The 22,114-nt window shown below is 43.1% G+C and carries 16 protein-coding genes; 3 read left to right on the top strand and 13 right to left on the bottom strand.

Annotation, left to right across the window (positions count from 1 at the left end; all coding sequences use genetic code 11):
* Positions 1-13: 13 nt before the first annotated feature.
* The 11 genes from M2273_RS07905 to M2273_RS07855 form a co-directional block, all read right to left on the bottom strand.
* Positions 14-829, bottom strand: a complete 816-nt coding sequence (locus M2273_RS07905) for an SDR family oxidoreductase (protein WP_429395102.1) — start codon at positions 827-829, stop codon at positions 14-16.
* Positions 816-1,649, bottom strand: coding sequence for a glycosyltransferase family 2 protein (locus tag M2273_RS07900; RefSeq protein WP_429395100.1), 834 nt, complete (start codon positions 1,647-1,649; stop codon positions 816-818). The genes M2273_RS07905 and M2273_RS07900 overlap by 14 nt, the downstream gene beginning before the upstream one ends.
* Before the next feature lie 2 nt (positions 1,650-1,651).
* Positions 1,652-2,269, bottom strand: coding sequence for a recombination mediator RecR (gene recR / locus M2273_RS07895; RefSeq protein ID WP_429395098.1), 618 nt, complete (start codon positions 2,267-2,269; stop codon positions 1,652-1,654).
* A gap of 127 nt (positions 2,270-2,396) precedes the next feature.
* A complete protein-coding gene (locus M2273_RS07890) occupies positions 2,397-5,357 on the bottom strand; it encodes a DNA polymerase III subunit alpha (protein ID WP_429395096.1) in 2,961 nt (986 codons plus the stop codon).
* The gene (gene dinB, locus M2273_RS07885) at positions 5,347-6,537 is read right to left on the bottom strand and encodes a DNA polymerase IV (protein WP_429395094.1); all 1,191 of its coding nucleotides are present in this window, start codon (positions 6,535-6,537) and stop codon (positions 5,347-5,349) included. Before dinB ends, M2273_RS07890 begins: the two co-directional genes overlap by 11 nt.
* Positions 6,538-6,976: 439 nt before the next feature.
* Positions 6,977-8,152 carry a glycoside hydrolase family 88/105 protein gene (locus M2273_RS07880; protein ID WP_429395092.1) on the bottom strand — a complete coding sequence of 392 codons (1,176 nt, stop codon included), beginning with the start codon at positions 8,150-8,152 and terminating at the stop codon, positions 6,977-6,979.
* 273 nt (positions 8,153-8,425) lie between these two features.
* Positions 8,426-9,112: a ribose 5-phosphate isomerase A gene (rpiA, locus tag M2273_RS07875; RefSeq protein WP_429395089.1), complete on the bottom strand. Its 687-nt coding sequence runs from the start codon at positions 9,110-9,112 to the stop codon at positions 8,426-8,428.
* Between the two features lie 64 nt (positions 9,113-9,176).
* A complete protein-coding gene (locus M2273_RS07870) occupies positions 9,177-10,220 on the bottom strand; it encodes an aldose epimerase family protein (protein WP_429395087.1) in 1,044 nt (347 codons plus the stop codon).
* Positions 10,221-10,253: 33 nt separating this feature from the next.
* Complete coding sequence (locus tag M2273_RS07865; protein ID WP_429395084.1) at positions 10,254-13,592, bottom strand: DUF5107 domain-containing protein; 3,339 nt, start codon at positions 13,590-13,592, stop codon at positions 10,254-10,256.
* 11 nt (positions 13,593-13,603) lie between these two features.
* On the bottom strand, positions 13,604-14,950 hold the full coding sequence (locus M2273_RS07860; RefSeq protein ID WP_429395082.1) for a sugar porter family MFS transporter: 1,347 nt from the start codon (positions 14,948-14,950) through the stop codon (positions 13,604-13,606).
* Positions 14,951-15,002: 52 nt separating this feature from the next.
* The gene (locus tag M2273_RS07855; RefSeq protein WP_429395080.1) at positions 15,003-17,231 is read right to left on the bottom strand and encodes a hypothetical protein; all 2,229 of its coding nucleotides are present in this window, start codon (positions 17,229-17,231) and stop codon (positions 15,003-15,005) included.
* Between the two features lie 402 nt (positions 17,232-17,633).
* Here M2273_RS07855 and M2273_RS07850 point away from each other — a divergent pair, with 402 nt between their 5' ends.
* Positions 17,634-18,545, top strand: a complete 912-nt coding sequence (locus tag M2273_RS07850) for an AraC family transcriptional regulator (RefSeq protein WP_429395079.1) — start codon at positions 17,634-17,636, stop codon at positions 18,543-18,545.
* A gap of 13 nt (positions 18,546-18,558) precedes the next feature.
* On the opposite strand, the gene M2273_RS07845 is transcribed toward M2273_RS07850, so the two are convergent.
* A complete protein-coding gene (locus M2273_RS07845; protein WP_429395077.1) occupies positions 18,559-18,879 on the bottom strand; it encodes a hypothetical protein in 321 nt (106 codons plus the stop codon).
* A 162-nt stretch (positions 18,880-19,041) separates the two neighbouring features.
* Positions 19,042-19,971, bottom strand: coding sequence for an AraC family transcriptional regulator (locus M2273_RS07840; protein ID WP_429395074.1), 930 nt, complete (start codon positions 19,969-19,971; stop codon positions 19,042-19,044).
* A gap of 156 nt (positions 19,972-20,127) precedes the next feature.
* Here M2273_RS07840 and M2273_RS07835 point away from each other — a divergent pair, with 156 nt between their 5' ends.
* Together M2273_RS07835 and M2273_RS07830 are read left to right on the top strand one after the other, a co-directional pair.
* Positions 20,128-21,630 carry an aldehyde dehydrogenase family protein gene (locus M2273_RS07835; RefSeq protein WP_429395072.1) on the top strand — a complete coding sequence of 501 codons (1,503 nt, stop codon included), beginning with the start codon at positions 20,128-20,130 and terminating at the stop codon, positions 21,628-21,630.
* Positions 21,631-21,695: 65 nt separating this feature from the next.
* Positions 21,696-22,070, top strand: coding sequence for a DUF779 domain-containing protein (locus M2273_RS07830; RefSeq protein ID WP_429395070.1), 375 nt, complete (start codon positions 21,696-21,698; stop codon positions 22,068-22,070).
* The last annotated feature ends 44 nt before the right edge of the window (positions 22,071-22,114 follow it).

Raw genomic sequence — 22,114 nt, 5'->3', positions numbered from 1 at the left:
AGAGAATTATAAGCTATTTCAGCAACGGGTTCTTTTCTTTAGCGAATACGTTATACACCATTTTATCTAAAAAGGCGGGTAAAAATTTGCTGAGCGCTACGGTGAGTTTTCCCTGGCTGGTCATGATGAGGGTGCGGGAGCGATTTTCAACACCGTTAAGTATAATATTAGCTACTTCATCACTGGTCATCATTTTCTCTTCGTGCATGGAGCTTTCGCCTTGCTGGCTGCCATCTTTTGCCAGTGCGGTATTACGGATGTTTGACGCGGTAAAACCAGGACAGGCGGTTAATATATGTACACCGGTTTTTAAGTTTTCAACCCGCAGGGAATCTAAAAAACCATTCATTGCGAATTTGGAAGCCGAGTAGCCTGTGCGGCCGGGCAAACCTTTATAACCAGCTATAGACGATACCCCCACAATGCTGCCTTTGGTTTTAATAATCTCGGGGAGGGCATATTTGGTGCAGTATACGGTACCCCAAAAATTAACATCCATGAGGCTCTTTAATACCTTAAGGTCTACATCATTAAACAGCGCCCGCATGGATATGCCTGCGTTGTTGATCAGCACATCAATTTTACCAAAGGTTGTAAGGGCTTGTTTTATCAAATGCGCGCATTCCTCTTCAATAGCCACATCACATTGTACGGCCAAAGCCTTAACATTATATTGTTTTTCAAGATCAGCGGCTATTTCGCAAAGGGTAACGTACTGGCGGGCGGCCAAAACAACATTTGCACCGCGTTTGGCGCATTCAATAGCTAATGATTTGCCGATACCTGATGATGCACCGGTGATGATAATGATCTTGTTATTCAACTTCATACGATGGAGGATAGAGCTGCGGGATGCCCTCCATTTTTATTTCGGGCACCTTAAATAAGTATTTCGTGGCGAAGATAATCATCGCGCCATAAAATTCCCTGATATAAGTGAAGCTAAATTTAGCCCTGCCACGTGTGTTAAAGTTGATAATATATGTTTTGGGGAAGTAATAATTTTTAAACCCGGTAAGCCTAACGCGGTACGACAGATCAATATCATATCCGTAAATATGGAAACGCTCATCAAGCAGCCCGGCATGGTTTAAGGCCTCTTTCCGGTACAGCATAAAAGCACCGTTCAGCACATCGGTTTCTGAGGTCTGGAATTCCTCAACCCAGTCCTTACGTTGTACATCAGTTAAGCGCGATTTTGAAAAATACCTGGCCAGGCCTGTCAGTTTAAAAAATATTGCCCAGGGTTTGGTAAAGCCATGTTTTGACTCTTTCAGAAACCGGCCTTCGGGTGTTATCATGCGCACGCCAAGCCCGCCGGCATCGGTATGTATATCCATAAACTCCAGGGAACGTTCAATGGTTTTTTTGCCTGTAATAGTATCCGCATTGACCATTAAAACATACTCTCCTGTGGTGAGTTTCAAAGCCTGGTTGTATGCCTTGGCTATACCCTCGTTTTTGGTATTAGTTATCACGCTTACCTCCGGAAATTCATCCTTAAGCATAGCCAATGATTTATCAGTCGACCCATTATCAACCACAAAAACCTCATTATTGATATCCTGGGCGGCCCTTACAACAGAGTTGAGCGCCAGCCTGAGCATATCACAGGTATTGTAATTAACAAGAATGACCGATAGTTTCATTTTTACTTTGTAAGTGAATTTTCATAAGGAACACGTGTAGCGATAGATCGCCCTAAAGTGATCTCATCTACGTACTCCAATTCACCTCCAAAAGCTATGCCACGGGCAATGGTAGAAATGATAATATTGAAATTTTTTACTCTTTTGTGAAGATAGAACAAGGTGGTGTCGCCTTCCATGGTTGCGCTAAGGGCAAAAATGATCTCTTTGGTTTCGTTTGCCTTCAACCGTTCCACTAAAGTGTCTACCTGCAGATCTGACGGACCAATGCCGTCCATGGGTGAAATAAGCCCGCCAAGTACATGATAAACGCCATTATATTGATTGGTATTTTCAATGGCCATCACATCGCGGGTGTCCTCTACCACACAAATGGTACTACGGTCGCGCTTGTGTGATGTGCATATTTCGCAAACCGACTGGTCAGAAATATTATGGCAAACGCTGCAAAACTGAATCTCATTGCGCAGCTTGCTGATGGTGCTGCTAAAGCGTTCCACCTCCAGCTTATCCTGGTTTAGCAGGTGCAACACCAGGCGCAAAGCAGTTTTTTGTCCTACTCCCGGCAGTTTAGCAAACTCCGCTACGGCATTCTCCAGCAACTTGGACGAAAAGTTCATTGTGCGAAGTTAATGAATAGTAGGGAAAGTTTGAAAGTGTGTATAGCCCGAAAGATTTTCTTCACCTCCCACCGCGCGTCATTGCTTCGTTCCTCGCAATGACGCGCGGTGAATAATGACGCGCGGTTTACACCCATTCCAGCATCTCCATTTTATACCCTATCTTGTGCATTTCCCATACCTCAACGGCGTAAACACCAAACTCTGCAACTACTTTGCCGGTCATCCGGTAAAAACCACTGCCCTGGAAAGTGTAGCGTTTTAGTGATTCGGGCCAGTGTACAGTGTCGAGCCAGTCGCCGTGTGGATCAAGAAAGGTTCCAAAATTCATGATCTCGCGTTTAATGGTGCTCGATTCTTTGATGGTTACCAGTTGGCCAAGCATTTTCACGGTTTGCCCCAGTTTGGCAGGCAGCTCTTTTACATAGGTAAGCCCCTGCCCGTCATCATCAACCATCGGGAAGGTATCTGTAAGGGCAAAACCCAGTATCTCAATTTCGTCAAAGGCATCCTGCAGCGGCCTGGCGCTTAGTTCGGGGAGCTTAAAATCGGTAGCAGGCTCGTTAAACAAAGTGGTAGTAGCAACCGGCTGTTCCTGCTGTTGTTTCTGGAAAAAATTGGCCCGCCACAGCAGTTCCTGTTTGGTCATACCGGTAAATCGCAGTGCACCAATACGTATCAGTATGTTCAGTTGCTCCATGCCGGCCAGGGTACGCTCCATAAAATCTTCCATACTCAGGTAAGGTTCGTTATCGTGGCGTTCAGTAATTATACATTCCAGCAGGCTGCTGGTTAGCCTTTCAATATGTACCAGGCCAACATATACATCATGGTCTTTAATATTGGTGTATATATCGCTCTGGTTTACACAGGGAGCGTGCAGCTTTGCCCCGGTCTTTTTCAGTTCGTGGAAATAAAACGGGGTACGGTAAAACCCGCCGAAATTATTAATTACCCCCACCATAAACTCCATCGGGAAATAGGTTTTAAGGTATAGGCTCTGATAACTCTCTACCGCGAAACTGGCCGAGTGCGCCTTGCTGAACGAGTAACCGCTAAAGCTGGCTATTTGCCGCCATACCTCTTTACTGATATCGGGGGGATATCCTTTTTCCCTGCAATTGCTGAAGAACTTGCCTTCAATACGGATCATTTCTTCATTACCGCGATACTTGCCCGACATGGCCCTGCGCAGTATATCGGCCTCGGCCATATCCAGCCCGCCAAAGTGGTGCGCAATCTTGATCACATCCTCCTGGTACACCATTATACCAAAGGTTTCTTTCAGCAACTCTTCCATTTTAGGGTGCAGGTATTGTACTTTATCCTGGTTATGATAATTTTGAATGTAAGCTTTCATCATACCTGATTGCGATACCCCGGGGCGTATGATGGAACTGGCCGCCACGAGGGTAAGGTAATCATCGCACTTAAGCTTCATGAGCAGCTGGCGCATAGCCGGGCTTTCTATATAAAAACAACCAATGGTATCGGCCCGGCGTATCTGATCGGCCACCTTTGGGTCGGTCATAAAATCTTCTACCTTCTCAATATCTATGCTGATGTCCTGATTTTGCTTAACCAGTTGTATGGTATCCTTAATGTGCCCCAATCCCCGCTGACTCAGGATATCCAATTTGATAAGCCCCACCTGCTCAGCCTCAAACATATCTATCCGTGATGTAGCAAAACCTTTGGGGGGCATTTCCACACTGGTATACTGATAAACGGGTTCTTCAGATATGAGCATCCCCCCGGCGTGGATACTCAGGTGATTAGGAAAATTCTTCATAGCATCCACGTATTTTAATATTACCTTTTGGATGCTGTCTTCCGGGTGAATATAATTGCGGTCTTTTACCAGGATATCAATTTCTTCTTTGGGCAACCCCATTACCTTACCCAGTTCGCGGATGGTGGCCCTGCGTTGAAAAGTGGCGTGCATACCCAATAAGGCCACCCGCTCATTACCATATTTGTTAAAAACATAACGGATGATCTGGTCCCGGTCTTTATGGCTAAAATCCATATCAAAATCGGGCGGTGAGGTGCGGAACTTGTTCAGAAAACGCTCAAAATACAGATCTAATTTTATAGGGTCAACATCGGTTATTTTTAAACAATAGGCAATAATAGAGTTGGCCCCGCTGCCGCGGCCTACATAATAAAAACCCTTTTCACGGGCAAAGCGTACAATGTCCCACACAATCAGGAAGTAAGAATTAAAATTCAGATTGCTAACCACCGTTAACTCCTTCTCAATTCTTTCCATTATAACAGGATCTTGCTTATATCGTAAAGCCATACCTTTTAAGGTGAGTTCACGAAGCAATTCCTGGTCGCCTTGCAGCGAGCCGGTAAAAGTCTTTTTATTTTTATCTGTTTTTAATACCATATCCGTACCGCAGTCTTCCATTAACTGCTGTGTACGGGCTATCAGAGTTGGATATTCCCTGAATCTGGTCATCAGTTCGGCCTCAGGCATAAACATTTCATCGGGCGACGCTACGTCATCGGGCGTTAATTTGGAGAGTAAAGTGTTCAGATCAATAGCCCTTAACAGGCGGTGAACATTAAAATTCTTTTTATTTTGAAAGGTAACCGGCTGGCGGATAATAAACTTTTGAGGATGATTCTTTACGGGTACACTAAACAACCTGTTGATCTCGCTTACCCGTACGCCTATCAGCTCATTATCCAGCAATTCATGAGGCTGATACTTGCCTAAGGCATAAATAATATATACATCATCGGCAATAACGGGCCGCTCCGGAAAAGGTTTATCCTCTACCTTATACCTGGAGATAAAACGGTTAATATGCATTATCCCGGTATCGTTCCTGGCTATAAGCAGGTAGCAAAACTTATTGCTGTTCCTGATCTCGCTGCCCAATATGGGGTGTATTGCAGGTTGGGTACCCTCTTTAGTATCGCGACAGTAATGAACAAAGTCCCAGGCATCGGGCGTGCCGTTAATATTGGTAAGCGCTAAAGCACTAATGTCCATAGCTTTGGCCTGCTTTACAAGCTCCTCGGTTTCATAGGTACCATAACGGTAACTGAAAAAGGTTTTGCAATTAACGTACATAGCGTTCCCTTTCTATCGCGTTTAATTGTTGGGCTACAGAACGGTGCACGGCATCCTCACCAAAACGGGTGCGTATATGATCCATGGCCTGGTAAAGCCTGATGTTCTCTACGGTATCGCTAAACAGGTTGATCTGGTATTGCCCCTGTACCAGCTGACTTAACCGCACACCCAGCAGGCGTACCAACAGGCGGCGGTCATAGATCTTTTTAAAAAGTTCTTTAGCCGTTTTCAACAACACATCGTCAGACGAGGTATAGCTGATTACCGCCTGTTTGGTTTCGGTATTAAAATCTGAATAGCGCAGCTTAATGGTAACACAACCGCATAGTTTTTTTTGCTGCCGAAGCTGAAAGCTCACCTTCTCGGTCATCCGCACCAGCTCGCGGTGCAAAAAGTGCATATCAATAGTATCGTTCTCAAAAGTTTCTTCGGTGCCGATGCTTTTTTGTTCGGAATAAGGGATCACCGGACTTTCATCAATACCCTGCGAGCGGCGATGCATCTCGATGCCGTGTTTACCAAAGCGGCTCTGCATCATGGGCAGCGGTATCTCGCTCAAAATTTTAATGGTACCCACCCCCATTTGCCGTAGCAGGGCCGATGTTTTTTCGCCAACGCCGGGTAATTTTTGTACCACCAGGGGGGCCAGATAAGCCCGCTCGGCACCAAAATCAATCACGGCCTGCCCGTTTGGTTTATTTTCGTTGGTGGCCACTTTTGACAGTAGTTTATTTGAAGCCAGGGCATAGGATATAGGCAGACCGGTTTCTTTAATTATACGCTTTTTAAGATGGCCCATGAACAGGCTGCAGCCAAAATAGCGGTCCATCCCGGTCAGGTCGGCATAAAATTCATCGATGCTGGTTTTTTCATACAGGGGCACTTCCTCGCGAATGATCTCGGTAACATCGCGCGATAGCTTGCTGTAGCGGTCAAAATCGCCATTCACAATCTCGGCCGCGGGGCAAAGGCGCCGGGCTATTTTCATGGGCATGGCGCTGTGTACACCAAAGGCGCGGGTTTCATAACTGCAGGAAGCCACCACGCCCCTATCGCTTAAACCGCCAACAATTACAGGCTTGCCTATCAGCTTGCTGTTATCCAACCGGGCCACACTCACAAAAAAGGTGTCAAGGTCAAGGTGTGATATAAAACGACGATCTGCAAAGGTTGCCATGTTGATTGCTATAAATACACGGCTAAACTACTAATAATTTTAGCAATTTACTTACAAACAGATGGATATTTTTTTATTAAATTACTGTTAATGAGGCGAATAAAATAACACCATATCCACGTAAAAAAAACAGCCGCTACATTGCTGTAGGCGGCTGCTCCTAAGTTATTATCCCTAATTTGTAACTTATTATTTTTGTTCAGCGGCTATTGAATGCCCTGAAATTGCTTTATCGTTGTTTATTAGTGTTATTATTATAATGTCAAAGATATTCCCTCCTGACATAAACAACAGCAGGGATATTACTGAACCGGGTTTCGGGATTTACTGTATTTGCTACCGGTGTAAATACGTGTATTAGCGTTTGAGGATAGGTAATTTTACGCAGACACCTACCTTGCCCTTGGGAATATAAATGTTTGCGAAATCTGCCTTTATCTTAATTTTTGCCTGCTGCGGGATGCGCGGTTATATATTGGTATAGCTGTTCGCCGGTAAGCAGGAACGCCCCTACACCATATACTTCGGTACTGTTTTCAGTAACCGCATCCGGACTGGCACCAATGCGCTGTACATAACCCAGCATACCATCGGGATGAACAGCGGATGCCAGCGCGACCCAGGCTTTTTTAACCACCGGCCAGTATGTTTTATTATCCAACATGCCATGATTAAGGCCCCATAACAAGGCATAACAATAAAAACCGGTACCACTTGTTTCCTTAACCGGATAGCTTTCGGGATCAAGTAAGGAGGCGTGCCAGCTGCCATCGGGCTGTTGCAACGAGGCTATTTTGGCGACCATATCCCGGTACAATTGCTCAAACTTTTTTCTTTCCGGATGATTGGCAGGCATATTCTCCATTACCCTTACCAGGCCGGCCAATACCCATCCGTTGCCCCTTGCCCAAAATACTTTCTTTCCATTCTTTTCCTTTTTATCCAGATAGCTCCCATCCCTAAAATAAAGATGCTCAGATGGGTCATATAAATAATCGGTGGTTTTCCACCAGAGTTTAGTGGCGGTATTTAAATACTCCGGGTTCCCGGTAGCGGTGCTCAAATAGCTTAATGCTGTGGGCCCCATAAACAGGGCATCGCACCAGGCCCATTCCCGTGATGCTATATTATTTTTCCACTCCAACGATTCATCATGCGGTTTGCTCACAATACTATCGGCCAGTAAGGTGAACGGCGTTATCATCTTTTTGTCTTTATAAGTAGTATACAACAAAGAATAGGTTTGCCCAATGCAATAATCATCGGCCATGAAACGGTTACGCCCGGTGTTCCAGTTAAGGTTGTTGCCAATATTAACAAGGGCGGCTAAATATTTTTCGTTGTTTTTTATTGATCCCAGTGCATAAATACCGGTATAACATGCTGCATTGGTCCAGTCGACTTTTGGATGTTTAAAACCGTTGGTATTCCATTCGTTTAGCTGCCAGTCGGCAACCTTATGCATGATGTTTAATATATATCCCTTTTGCAATAAAGTGTCCTGCCTGGGTTGTTTGTGAGCCTTATCCGTTGCATAAGCATCGGTACCAACAATAAAAAACAACAATACGATCAATTGGAAACAAAAGTGTTTTGATTTTACCAGTGACATCATCTTTATTTATTTTAGGTTGAGGAAGCTAAAGATAATATATTTTGAATTAACCAGATAGTATGACCATAGATGATTAGTAAATCATGATCCTGGAGTACATTCCCTCCCCACGGGAGGGGTGCGCCAAATTGTGTAGTGGCAGGGAGGGGGTTATACGGTAGCCTCCAATGTTTATGAAACCCCTACCTCCCCTTCCCCAGGGAAGGAATCGCACTACCCCTCCTTTTAATTTTTGCAGGCATTTATAATTTTATGGCTAATAAGATTCTGTTACTATACCGGCGTTATTACCCTTACTCCATTTTCGCCTGCAATTACGGCCTTTGTAGCCAGGCGGTAAAACAAGGAATGCTCTACTATACCAGGGATCATTTTTACCTGTACGTTTAATTGCTGCCATTGGGGCAGACTTGAAAATTGAATATCGGCAAGCAGGTTACCATTCTCTGAAATTACAGCGCCATCCTTTTGATTGCTCATGCGTAATTTTATTGTGGCGCCAGGGCATACAGATGCAAGCCGGTCGAGTACTATTTGTAAGGCCTGGGGTAAAATTTCGACTACCAGGGGATAAGTAGTGTCCAATTGAGGGGCGAATTTTGCTTCATCACCCATTAAAATAAATTCACTAGCCATTGATGCCAGTATTTTTTCGGATGTATGAATACCTCCACCGCTTTTTAACGCGGTTAGTTCCTGATCAAACTGATCGCATCCATCAAAATAAATATCCAGATGTTTCACCATGGATGACGACTTTATGTTTAAACCCTGCTGCAGCAGGTAAGCATTTGTTTTAAAAGATGATGATACCAAAACAACAGACCGGGCAAGATCCTGATCCCGACTGATCATATCTACCAAATGAAAAACTGTTGTTCCGGCTCCCAGGCCAATTGTTTGGCCGGCTTTAATAAATTTAAAAGCGGCTTTTGCAGCCTCTAATTTGTAATCGGTCATGTGTTATTGTTTTTGCTTAAGCACCCAAAAGTAGTTAATATTATGATGGATGATTAACTTATACTCATGCAACAATACCAAATTTATAAATAATAGTTTCCTGATAAATATCCCCAACTTCCAATACCGTTGATGGAAAATTTGCATGGTTAGGGCTATCCGGATAATACTGACATTCCAGACACAGGCCCTCAAATGGTTTATATTGATGGCCATTGTGCCCGGGGTACTCACTTTGAAGATAATCAGCTGTGTAAACCATCATGGCCGGATAAGTCGTTAATACTTCCAGCTTTCGCCCTGATCTTTTTTCAAAAAGCTCAGCTGCCCGTTTATAGTTAACATCGCTTTGTTCATTAAGCAAATAGCAATCATTTAAACCGGTAATGCCATCCTCTTTTATGAGCATCTTATTTCTGATGGAAGTACCTTCAAATTTTAATTCACCAGCGGGTTTAATTAGCCCTGTCGGAATGTATTCCGCATCACTTTCCAATATATTATCGGCATAAACAGTAAGGGAATGATCAAATATTTTAGCCCCGCCATTTGATAAATTAAAATAGGCATGATTGGTAAAATTGGCCACAGTTTTTTTATCAGTCGATGCATGGTAACTGATGATTAATTCATTCAGGTCCGTCCACCGGTAATTTACTGTAAGCTCAAGATTACCCGGATATCCCCCATCCCCATCCTTACTCTGCATGCTGAAAGATAAACCATCATCGGTAATAACGTAATCAAAAACCCTGGAATTAAAACCACTATAACCGCCGTGATTTGTGTTTTTACCGTCGTTGTTTTCAAGGTTGTAGGTGGTGTTATTAAGTTTAAATTTAGCTCCGGCTATCCGGTTGGCATAACGGCCAATGGTTGAACCTATGTAACAGTTATCATCTGCATAAGCTTGTAACGATGTATAGCCTAAAACAACATTGCCATAAAATCCATGAGCATCAGAAACTACAACTGAAACCAGTGTGGCTCCGTAATTGGTCAGCTCTACATAAGCCCCACCGGCGTTTTCTATTTTAAATAGAGATACCTGCTTACCGGCATGTTCGCCCCATGGCTGATATGATATTTTAGTTGCGCTTTTGCCCATGGCTTAAGTCCGGATTAACTATCTTGAATTCATCTATTTTACATCGAGCGCCTGCCTGGTCATATCCAGGTGAACTTTAGCACCGGCATGTGTGGCGTCGAGCTGTAACACCTTGCTTAACATTTTTTGCGCGCCATCAAACTCGTGGAGGCCCAATAATCCCAGGCCCTGTAAAAAGCTTGTATGAATATTATTCCTTAAGTTCAGGTCATCGTCAAAGATCAACAGGTTGGGCAACGATACTGCGAAATAGTCAATTTTCACCTCATCGTTAGCATGTTTTGCGCCGTAAGCCACCAGCTTTTTAAATATGCGGCTGGCCTGCTCTGAGTCGCCAAGTTTTTCCCAGGCAAGACCCTGGTAAAAGATCTTATCGGGTTGCTGATCATTATAAAACACTGCGGCCGACGGTTCATCCAGCCCAACGGTTGCCTGCTCAAAGTATTTTTTAGCAAGCCCTGGTTGATTTGACAATTCATAGGCACGACCTAACCAATAATCGATATCGTTTTCCTGAGTGCCGTATAATTTCCCCTCGCCCAGGTTGTGCGGATAAGTTTTAGCGGCATTTAAATTATCGATGGCTTTTTCATACAAACCATCCTCCATATATTTTTTGGCCAGCTGAACCAGACCAAATACATATTGGCCCGATGCCTTACCTTCGCCACCCTCCCACGGGTGAAACTGGCGGGCATTAAGCAGGTTCAAAGCTGTTTCGTAGTTACCTAAAAGGTTATATAACGTTACCCTTTCCAGGTAAATATCATCGCGCTGATTGGCCACATCCAGGTTATCTTCAATAAATTTTAAGCGTTGTTCGGGTTCTTTATTCAGCCTTTTGTAAAGCTGGTCAAGTTCCATTAAAACGCGGGCATCGGTTTTATCAAGCGCAAACGCTTTTTCAAAATATTCCAGCGCTTTATCGGCGTTGTTTTGTTTGTTGAAGTAAGCAATGGCCAAATTCCTGAAAACAGTTGGAAAAGTATCATCCAAAGCTGCCGATTTTTCCCACCAGTTTACCGCCTCCGCATACTGACGTTTATCGTAAAATAAATTACCCAGGTAATAAGGCGCTTTGGCATCTGCAGGATTAACTTCTGTAGCCAATTGTAATATGCCTATTTCATCTAAACGGTTAGGAAAGCATAGGTACGGGCTGGCTGTAGCAGCTTTTTCAAACCAGTTTTTGGCTTCGGCCTGATTGCCACTTTGGTAGCTAAACCAACCCAGGCAATAATATACCATAGGGCTTGTGCCTGCATCTTTTAATGTTAGCTGTAATAATTGGTCAGCTTCGCTGTATAAACCGGCGGCAGCATAATCTAAAGCATATTCAATAAAATTCTGGTCATCGTTTCTGGAAAGTGTTAACAGCTGATCCAAACAGTTAGCAACCAGCTCCGGCTCAGCCGCCAGTTTATGCGCCAATACTTTTTCAAAGATCACCCCCAGGTTAAAACCATCCCTTTCCAATGCCTCATCAGCCACTTGTAAAGCTTTATCCAACTGGTTAAGTTTACGGTAAGCCGCCGCCTTGATCACATAGGCTTTGCTGTTGTTGGCATTCCTATCCAATGACTGGGTAATATGATCGAGTGCGAGCGCGTAGTGACCACGGGCCATATCAATCTGCGCAACGGCAAAAAAGCCGGTATCTTTCCAGGCATTGCTCCAGGTTGATTTATAGAAAACCGGATACGCCTCATCGGCACGACCAAGATATTTGAGGCACAAACCCAGGTTATAGTAAGGTTCACTATCATAAGGGTTAGGGTTACGCTGGATGCTGGTTTCTACCGCTTTTCGTAAATAAGGCTCGGCTTTGGCAAACTGTCCTTTACGGATGTACCATTTACCCAGGGCGTTGTTATTGCGGATATCGGTAGGCTCACGGCGTAATGCTTCTTCATAATAAGGTATGGGGCTGTACGTGGCATGGCGGTACTGCTCCAGGTGCTGGGCAGTTAAAAACAATTGCTCTACACTTTCTACATCGGCAGGCTCCAGGGCTGGTTTTGCAGCGGTTGGCAGCTCATTCTGTTTATTTTTTGCAGGCTCGTAACGCAAAACTTCCTGATTATTGCTGTTAGTGATAATCAGCAGCAGTTCGTTTTCGTTCAGATCAGCGCTAATTGCCAGTTCTTTTATAAATACGTTTTCGGGGAGTATATCGGCGGTTTCATTAAACAGGGTTTCGCCTTTGTAGCTTAGCTGAATGTTTAAGCTGGTTTGCGCTGAGGTTGTCTGTATTTTGATGGTTACCTTATCCGAATCTTTACTAAGTGCCAGCAATATATCCTTAGTAGCGTTTTTCACCATGCCCAGTTCGCGATATGGTAAAAAATATTGGGTGAATGTTTTTTCTTCGTAGGGCATTAGCCAGCTAAAATCGGGTTGGTTATCGGTAAATACACCGGTCATCAGCTCAATGTACGGGCCGTCTTCGTCAGTAAGGTTCCTGTCCCAAGCCTGGCCGAAATCACTGTGGCCCCAGGTCCACTGTTTTTTACCGGGTGATACATGGTGATTGGCTACGTGTAACAAACCACCCTGACTATCATGCTCATATCCGCCTACAAAATCATAATCGGAGTTGATGGCCATGTATGAGGTTGGTACGGGGATGTTTTTATACATCGAAATATCGGTACCCGGCGAATAATCAACTTTGTAATAAGTACCTGTAGCGATAGGAAAGTCAGATACATCGCGTTTACCATGGTCAAACACCGCGTTAACATCAGGTGGAAACACGGACTGGTAATAGTCATTTACTTTTACAGCCGGATTTGCCCACCACAGGAAAGTTTGCGGCAAAGCCGAGCGGTTAAACAATTTGGCTTTTATTTCGATATAAGCCGTATCCGGGCGAAGCGTAAAACCGGCCATACCTTTGGTGTGGAACATGCGCTCAACCTCGTTAACCCAAACTGTTTTGCTGCCGTCGGCATGTTCTTCCAGCTTGTAATCAACTGGATCAAAGGTGCTTGGACGATGGTGCTGCGGCCAGTTAAATTCAATACCACCCGAGATCCACGGACCAGTTAAGCCAACAAGCGCAGGCTTTATCACCTGGTTATAATAAATAAAATGCCGTTGCTTGATCTTGTCAAAAGCCATCTGGATGCGGCCTCCAAGCTCAGGCAGTATCATTATTTTCAGGTACTTGTTCTCCAGGAATAGTCCTGTGTATTCTTTATCTTCTTTTTCGTCGGCAATTTTTTCGATCACCGGGTTGGGGTAAACCACGCCACTACTACCCTGGTAAACACGTTTTTCAAAAAACATAGGGTTTTTGTCGGGCTTACCAACACCATACGTAGGGATAACTACTTTTTCTTCCCAAACGGATACACTTGAATGATGCATATATCTTATTATTAATGTCTTATTAAATTTTCTTCGAGTTCTTCTAAAGTTTGTCCCTTTGTTTCCTTAACACGGGCCTTTACAAACAAAAAACCCAGGAAACAAATACCCGCGTACAGGTAAAATGGCCCGTAAGTACCTAACTTTTTAGCCAGTATGGGGAAGGTAAAAACCAGTATAAAATAAGCCCCCCACAATGAAACAATGGCTACTGATGATGCCACGCCCCTGATCTTATTAGGAAAAATCTCAGAAATGAGCACCCAGGTAACCGGGGCCAGTGACATGGCATAGGTACTGATGGCCAATAATACAAATATGGATACCAAACCTGCCGGGAAATGATTTTGCAAAGCCACTGCCAGCACAATATACAATACAGATAAACCCAGCGAGCCTGCCAGCATAAGTGGGCGGCGGCCCAATTTATCAACCTGCCACATGGCCAATAAGGTGAACACGAGGTTCACTATACCAATGGAAACGGTTTCAAACAACTGGCGGTTTAAATTGGCCCCTACAGATTCAAATATGGTTGAAGTATAATTAAACACCACATTAATACCACAAAACTGCTGAAATACAGCCAGCGTAATCCCCACCACAACCGCCGGGCGAACCGCCTTATCAAATACCATTTTATAGGATTGTTTTGCGGTGCTGCCTGCCAATGATTTTTCAATGGCCTTCATGGTTGAATCTACAAAATCAATTGAGCCTATCTTATTAAGCACTTGCTGGGCCTTTGCCACCTGCCCCGATTTCATTAACCACCTCGGGCTCTCCGGCAGCCAGGTAACCCCGATCAGGAAAACCGCGGACGGAACCGCTCCAAGACCAAACATCCACCGCCAGGCATCATGACCATGATCGGCTAAAAAATAATTAACCAGGTTAGTTACCAATATGCCGATAACCACTGTAAGCTGGTTGATGGCCACATTGCGCCCCCGCACCTCGGCAGGAGAAACCTCGGCAATGTACATGGGGCAAAGCATGGAGGCCATACCCACTCCTATGCCGGCCGCAAAACGCAGCACAATAAAATAAGTTAAAGTTTGCGAAAACGCGATACCAATAGATGATACGGCGAAAATCAATGCGGCAACCATTAGTCCCGGCTTGCGACCGTAGCGATCGGCCAGTTTACCGGCAATAAGGCAGCCTACAATACAACCCAGTGCCAACGAGCCGGTTAAAAAACCCTCCCACACAGGGTCGAGCGCAAATTGCGTACGTAAAAATGGCAAGGCTCCTGATATTACGGCAAAATCGAACCCGAAAAGATATCCGCCCAGGGCCGAAATAAAGGAGATACCGATAATATACCGGCTGTTAAAGGTTTTTGAACTACTCATTTTTTAGGATGTGTTTTATTGGTTTTAGCATAATATCGTTATTTGATTATAGTTATTCATTTATCGGTACCAATTTTATCATTACCGCACCGGTGGGGCCAGCGCTTAGTTTAAAATCAGGCGCATCTTTTTTCAATTCACCAACTACATTATCACTTAAAATATCTTTAAACTGGTAATCTTTATGTGGATCAAGGTGCAGGGTTTTGCGGGTTAAAACCTGTTCAAAATTCTTTTGTTTATCAAAGTTGAACAAAGCCAGCATGGTGGTGTTCCCCGGTAAATAAAATGACAACTGCTGATCAAATGTTTCGCCATCAGCAGCTTTTAGCGGGATAAACGCTTTAGGATTGCTAAAAAACGCGGCAATCTGTTTGTTGTTTAAAAACTGCTGCGCACGGGAGGCGGCCAGTGACTGCCTGAAATCGGAGCCATCGCCCAAAATACTGCCCATTACCATCATGGCATATATCCTCACTTTGATCTCCTGCTCACTCAGATCAGGGTTTTTCTGAAAGCTTTTCATAATGCTCACATCCAGATTGGTATAAGGGAACAATGTACCCTGCATCCAGCCCATATGTGACCCCGTGGCCAGCGATGCCTCTGTACTGCCGTAATGCGGAAAGCCCTGCTGGTCGTCACGTAAATGCGAATAAACATCGGTTGATATAAAACGAGTATGTGCGTACTGGTGCGGGAACATCGGCGAGATGGCCTGGGTTATAAAAATATCCTTGCCCATAATCGAGTCGACCAAAAAACGCAGTGTTTTCATACCATAATCATAGGCTTGCATTCCGGTACGGATATTTTTGTTGTAGCGGATGGTACTTTCCAGCGCACCGCCTGTAAGAAAATCGATCTTCAGGAATTTTGCATTAATGGCTTTGGCCTTTTTTAACTGCTCAATGATGTACAAACGAATGGCCGGGTGCGTGGGATCCATAGCATAGGCTCCCCATTTACCATCTTTATACATGATAGGTTTTCCATCGTTATCATGCAGCAATACATCCTTTAATTCATAATTAGAACCGGGTAATGTACCTTTTATATCATCTTTCCAGCTCCATTTGGCAAATGGGATGAAATAAAAACCCATTTGCTGGTTATTTTTTGCAAAGTATTTACCCAAATTAGCCAGTACTTCGGTTGAGTAGATCGTTTGATCGTACGAGTCAATGCTCATTACCGGTTTTGAATAGCTGCTAAAGTTGGTAAGCGTATGCAGAAAATCGGATGTCTTTTCTACTGCGGGCGGCATCATCACACCCTCATAACCAAGTACACCTTCAACCCCAAAGCTATTCCAGTAAACCGGGGCATAACCCTGCCACGTTTGTTTACCGTTTATGGTTGAATTTACCTGCCCGTATTGAACAAACGCCTCATGCAGATCGTCCATAGCGCATAAAAATATAGTCGGCGAACTAACTGATTGCCCTATCATAGTGCCGTGCTTTACCAGATCATGGGTGCCATCGTTACCGCCATAAGCCGGTTTTAGTTTAGGATCATCGGGGGTGGAAGCTCCGCCAAAAACTTTGAGGGAATCAACATAACCTAATTCAGCAGCGGTTTGATAAGCCAATCCTGTTTTCCAGAAATCATGCTTTACACTGCCTATAACCAGGCCTGAGTTTTTCAGCATATCATAAATAGCCGCAAACTCGTAAGTGATGCCTGAACTTTTTGGCGCGCCAGCTTTAGGCCAGCTCCGTTCCAGGGTGCTTGTCCAGTCGTCATTATCAAAAGGTACATCAAGGATACGAGGCGCTGTACCGGGTATAAATAACTTGCCTTTATATTGAGGTAAAACAGCAATAGGACTAATATCGCGGGTTTCCAGAACCGCACCTTTTGCACCTTTATTTTTCGCGGTTAAACTGATCAGGATATAGGGATGGTCTTTATAATAGGTAAAACGCTGCTCCAACACAAAAGGATGCTTATCATCACTATGGGTAACAGTAAATTGCATACCATTACCCATGTTATCATGAACAGCTTTATTAGTATAGGTATGTTTTGAGAAATCAGCTGTTGAAACAATCCCTGCTTTAAGGTCATTTATATAAGCTACGGTATTATCAATCCGGATGCCATTTGCGAACAAATAATTCACCATACCGGTATGGGCATCAAGTGTAATGGTTACCTGCTGGGCGGTCACCGATAACTTACTTACGGTTGTAAATATTTTTTGTGCATATGACTGTTGGCCAAACAGCATTAAAGCAATAACAACAAGCGGGCTTAATAATATTTTCTTCTTCATTATAATTGGTACCGGTAAACTATATTATCAGTAATTAACAGGCAAACTCATTGTTACAATGAGTAAGAATAGGCACTCTTAAATATTGATAAATGTTTAATTGGTTACTATGTAAATCTCAAGGATTAAAACAGATTAAAAAATAGTTAATGTTACGATAATGATGGACTTTATTATGACAGCACGTACCACACCGAAATATAGTACCCTGTTATAAGTTTATTACACCTGTTATAGAGAAAACAGGCAGCTATGCCATTAATATAATGAGTTGATGTATTTTGAAAAATAGCCCTGAAATGAAATATTCTATGATGCTTTTTGATATTTTTTATTAATGTTTGTAAACATGGAATGATCCATTATTCCGATCTTTATAAATTAATTATCTCCCTGCAAAAAATGGCAAAAAATACAACTTTAAGACGAAGAGAGGGTTTTGAGGGACAGAAACTTATTGTGTTGCCAAAAAAGATCATCACCAATTTTTTAAGTAAAGATCCGGTTACCAAACAGATATATATAACTGACATTGGATACTATCCCAAGGCTGAACATCATTATGTGGAACGCCCCAATGGGATAAACCAGCACATCATCATTTACTGTACAGAAGGTTATGGCTGGCTGGAGATCAATAAAAAAAGGATAGAGGTTTCACCATCACAGTTTATAGCTATACCTGCCAATACTCCCCATAAATACGCCGCCAATATGGATAAACCCTGGACCATTTACTGGATACATTTTAAGGGTGAAACATCGGCATTTATTATTGACCTGATCCTGAAGAACTCTGAAAACTATAAGCCATACTTATCCTACAATGAAGACAGGATAAAGCTGTTTGAAGACATCTACTTTAACCTTGAAAAGGGTTATAGCGGCGACGCGCTGCGCTATGTTAACATGATCTTCTCGCATTTTTTATCGTCATTGATATATGAGGATAAATTCAACCATTTGGAGGAAAATGCAGATAGTAACATCATTGAAAAGACGATAAAGTATATGCAGGATAATATCAATAAAGTAATCAGGCTTGATGACCTTTCTGCTTTTGCCAATTTATCTACATCCCATTTTTCCGCAATTTTCAGGGCGAAAACCGGCTATGCTCCTATTGAATATTTTAACCAGCTTAAGGTTCAAAAAGCTTGTCAATACATTTCATTTACAACCCTGTCCATAAAAAACATAGCCATTAGCTTAGGCATTGATGATCAGTATTATTTTTCGAGGATGTTTAGCAAGTTAATGGGAAGCTCGCCCAATGAATACAGGAAAAAGGTTAAGTCAGACAATAAAACATAAAAAGATGCTTCAACTAAAAAAGGACCGGGTTTAGGCTCTCCGTTTTTAATGTAGTAAATAACCGGCTTAAAAAAGCCAGGATCTTATCAAGCAGCGTTTGAGGTTTTGAGGGTTGGACATTAAGTGTATCGTCGACTTTTGGGTTATCAGGGGGTTCGTTCAGGGCCTGCATTTCCTCTAAAATACTTTCGCGGATGGCAGGGTCACGGTTCACTATATCATCAAGTTCAGTAAGCTCATTAAAAGTTGCTTTTCCACTTTTTTGACGCTTTATTAATATATCGAAACGATCTTGTGTAAACGTGCGCCGCTCCAATTGTTTATGATATTTCATAATAACCTCCCTGCTTGTTTAAACACGTATCAAAGCAAATGCCATCGTTTTAAATATCTAAATATCAAACACTTATAATTTACAAACAGTTACAATTGTTCAGTTTCGATACAAGCAAATGTTCGTTTTCGGGCGGTTAGTTGCAGGTTCTTTTAGAGTAAACTAATTGATCACTTTTACGATCCCTGCTTTATAAACGCTGGGTGTAGTTCCCTCAATTTTACGGAAAGCGCGGCTAAAGTAATGCTGGTTATTAAAGCCGGCTTTAAAACAGGCATCGGCAATACTGCAATAGGGGTTATACATAAATTGCTTGGCCAGTTGAATCCTTTCCCTGATGATATAATCTACAGGCGAAATACCGAGTTCGTGCTTAAATGCCCTGAAAAAACTGGCTTTACTCATATAGGCCATCTGGCTCAGGGCATCAATGTTTAACTTTTCGGTTAAGTGCGATTTGATGTATTGCAAAATATAAGCAAAACGGTTACCGGTTGATAACTGGTTCAAATTATCTTTAACTTCATGCAGGTTCTGCATCTGCATAATACGGATGAGTAGCTCTTTCAGCGTTAAATTAGCCAGTACATCTTTGGTCAATACATCACCGGTGCTTATACTAATAAGCTTATTGATGAGTTGGGCCAGCTCATAATTATTAAAAAAATGAAACTGCTTATAATTAAGCCGCCACTGATCATTATTGGTCCGCGGGTAGTTTTCATTTAAAAAATTGAGCGTGTTGTTTATTTCCTGCTGGTTTATAGCCAGGGCTGTACATTGGGATGGATTTAATTCAGATGCTTCGGGAAAATCAATGGTCATGGTTACGTTTGGCGGCACAATAACGGTTTCGCCGGGTAAATAATCAAAACCTGGTTTATCAAATAAATGCATCACTTTTTTACCCCTTAGCATACTGGTAATTACCAGGTCGCTAAAGGTTAGCGGCACCAGTTCGCTGCGCTCGTAGGTTTCGTAAATATTAAGTTCACAGTGATTTAAGGTATAAGCTTTACGGTTTTCTACCAGTGTTCTGAGCTCCTTTTTACCGGTGAGGCTAAAAGGCGATACCAGGTTTCTCTCTTTCATAAAAGGCTTATTTTAAAACAAGTTAGGGATAGTTTATGATAGTTTATAATTCATTTTAAAAATGGAACAATAGTGCACTCAATTGATAGTATTGTGCAAAAGCCCTATTACACAGACAGCTAACTTAGTATCACCAATTAACCTAAAAAAATACCTATGAGTGTAGCTAAAAGACCATCCTTTAAGGATAAGTACGATAATTTTATTGGCGGTAAATTTGTTCCACCTGTTAAAGGCGAATATTTTGATAATATTTCGCCCATTGATGGCAAGGTTTTTACCCAGGCAGCCCGGTCGACCAAAGAGGATATTGACGCCGCTGTTGATGCGGCCACAGAAGCATTTAAAACCTGGAGTAAAACATCGGCCACTTACCGCAGTAACCTGTTGTTAAAAATAGCGCAGGTGGTGGAAGATAATTTATCTTACCTGGCAACTGTTGAAACTATTGATAATGGTAAGGCCATACGCGAAACCATGGCCGCCGACCTGCCCCTGGTAGTTGACCACTTCCGTTATTTTGCAGGCGCTATCCGTGCAGAAGAAAGCAGCATATCTGAACATGATGAATTTACGGTAAGTATTAATCTGCAGGAACCACTTGGCGTGGTTGGGCAGATCATCCCCTGGAACTTCCCACTATTAATGGCTACCTGGAAAATTGCACCCGCGCTTGCCGCAGGTTGCTGTACCGTGGTTAAACCGGCAGAGCAAACCCCCACCAGTATTATGGTGCTCATGGAATTGATTGGCGATATATTGCCTCCGGGCGTGTTAAACGTGGTTACGGGTTTTGGGCCCGAAGCAGGCAAGCCGCTGGCTACATCATCAAAAATAAATAAGGTGGCGTTTACCGGCGAAACAACTACCGGTCGCCTTATTATGCAATATGCCTCAGAAAACCTGATCCCGGTAACCATGGAGCTGGGTGGTAAATCGCCCAATATATTCTTTGAATCGGTAGGCGATGCTGATGATGAGTTTTTTGATAAGGCTGTGGAAGGGGCCGTATTGTTTGCGCTTAACCAGGGCGAAGTTTGCACCTGTCCGTCACGTATGCTGGTGCATGAAAATATATATGATAAGTTTATGGAGCGTGTAATTGCCCGTACCAATGCCATTAAAATGGGCGATCCGCTTGATTCTGATACTATGATGGGCGCGCAGGCTTCGAACGATCAGTATGAGAAAATACTAAGCTACCTTGATATTGGTAAAAAAGAAGGAGCCGAAGTGCTTGCCGGTGGCGATGTGCAAAAACTTGGTAACGATCTTGGTGGGGGTTATTATATAAAACCTACCATATTTAAAGGCCATAACAAAATGCGCATATTCCAGGAAGAAATTTTTGGGCCGGTGGTTTCTGTAACTACTTTTAAAACTACCGAAGAGGCCATTGAAATTGCCAATGACACCCTGTATGGCTTAGGTGCAGGCGTGTGGACCCGCGACGCACATGAAATTTACCAGGTACCGCGTGCCATACAGGCCGGGCGTGTTTGGGTAAATTGTTATCATGCTTATCCGGCACACGCACCCTTTGGCGGATATAAAAAATCAGGCTTTGGCCGGGAAAATCATAAAATGATGCTGAACCACTATCGCCAAACAAAAAATATGCTGATCTCCTATAATAAGAACAAATTGGGCTTCTTTTAGTCCTGTAGTTGAAGGTGGCTGCAAAAGTATTGGGTTTTTGCAGCGCCTTCATTAAATTAACCGCCATGACCAAAAGAGTTTCCATTACCCCCGCTGCCGAAAAAGTGATAGATCAGCTCATGGCAAAGTTTGGACCGTTAATGTTTCATCAAAGCGGTGGCTGCTGTGATGGCTCATCGCCCATGTGTTTTGAAAAGGGGGAATTTAAAATAGGCAGCAGCGATGTAAAGATAGGTAAAGTAGCAGGCTGCGAGTTTTTCATGAGCATTGACCAGTTTGAATACTGGAAACATACTCACCTAACCCTTGATGTTACTCCCGGCCGCGGTTCCAGCTTTTCGTTAGAGATACCAATGGGCATCCGCTTTATGATCAGATCAAGGCTATTTACGGATGAGGAGTTACAGGACCTTGAGCCTGTTGAATATTTTGAATCATAACAAAACAGGCCAGTAGCTAAATCATAAAATTGTTCTTAATTTTA

This window comes from Mucilaginibacter lappiensis, assembly GCF_050433765.1.
In the GTDB taxonomy this organism is placed as follows: domain Bacteria; phylum Bacteroidota; class Bacteroidia; order Sphingobacteriales; family Sphingobacteriaceae; genus Mucilaginibacter; species Mucilaginibacter lappiensis_A.
Note: the sequence above shows the minus strand (reverse complement) of the source record. Positions and strands in the feature narration are given on the sequence as shown.

Bases quoted from the DNA above. Each gene is read 5' to 3' on its own strand.
- rpiA (WP_429395089.1), bottom strand. From the start codon at position 9,112: ATGACCGATTACAAATTAGAGGCTGCAAAAGCCGCTTTTAAATTTATT.
- M2273_RS07850 (WP_429395079.1), top strand. From the start codon at position 17,634: ATGGCAAAAAATACAACTTTAAGACGAAGAGAGGGTTTTGAGGGACAG.
- M2273_RS07905 (WP_429395102.1), bottom strand. From the start codon at position 829: ATGAAGTTGAATAACAAGATCATTATCATCACCGGTGCATCATCAGGT.
- M2273_RS07860 (WP_429395082.1), bottom strand. From the start codon at position 14,950: ATGAGTAGTTCAAAAACCTTTAACAGCCGGTATATTATCGGTATCTCC.
- M2273_RS07835 (WP_429395072.1), top strand. From the start codon at position 20,128: ATGAGTGTAGCTAAAAGACCATCCTTTAAGGATAAGTACGATAATTTT.
- M2273_RS07830 (WP_429395070.1), top strand. From the start codon at position 21,696: ATGACCAAAAGAGTTTCCATTACCCCCGCTGCCGAAAAAGTGATAGAT.
- M2273_RS07855 (WP_429395080.1), bottom strand. From the start codon at position 17,231: ATGAAGAAGAAAATATTATTAAGCCCGCTTGTTGTTATTGCTTTAATG.
- M2273_RS07880 (WP_429395092.1), bottom strand. From the start codon at position 8,152: ATGATGTCACTGGTAAAATCAAAACACTTTTGTTTCCAATTGATCGTA.
- M2273_RS07840 (WP_429395074.1), bottom strand. From the start codon at position 19,971: ATGAAAGAGAGAAACCTGGTATCGCCTTTTAGCCTCACCGGTAAAAAG.
- dinB (WP_429395094.1), bottom strand. From the start codon at position 6,537: ATGGCAACCTTTGCAGATCGTCGTTTTATATCACACCTTGACCTTGAC.
- M2273_RS07865 (WP_429395084.1), bottom strand. From the start codon at position 13,592: ATGCATCATTCAAGTGTATCCGTTTGGGAAGAAAAAGTAGTTATCCCT.
- M2273_RS07890 (WP_429395096.1), bottom strand. From the start codon at position 5,357: ATGTACGTTAATTGCAAAACCTTTTTCAGTTACCGTTATGGTACCTAT.
- M2273_RS07870 (WP_429395087.1), bottom strand. From the start codon at position 10,220: ATGGGCAAAAGCGCAACTAAAATATCATATCAGCCATGGGGCGAACAT.
- recR (WP_429395098.1), bottom strand. From the start codon at position 2,269: ATGAACTTTTCGTCCAAGTTGCTGGAGAATGCCGTAGCGGAGTTTGCT.
- M2273_RS07845 (WP_429395077.1), bottom strand. From the start codon at position 18,879: ATGAAATATCATAAACAATTGGAGCGGCGCACGTTTACACAAGATCGT.
- M2273_RS07900 (WP_429395100.1), bottom strand. From the start codon at position 1,649: ATGAAACTATCGGTCATTCTTGTTAATTACAATACCTGTGATATGCTC.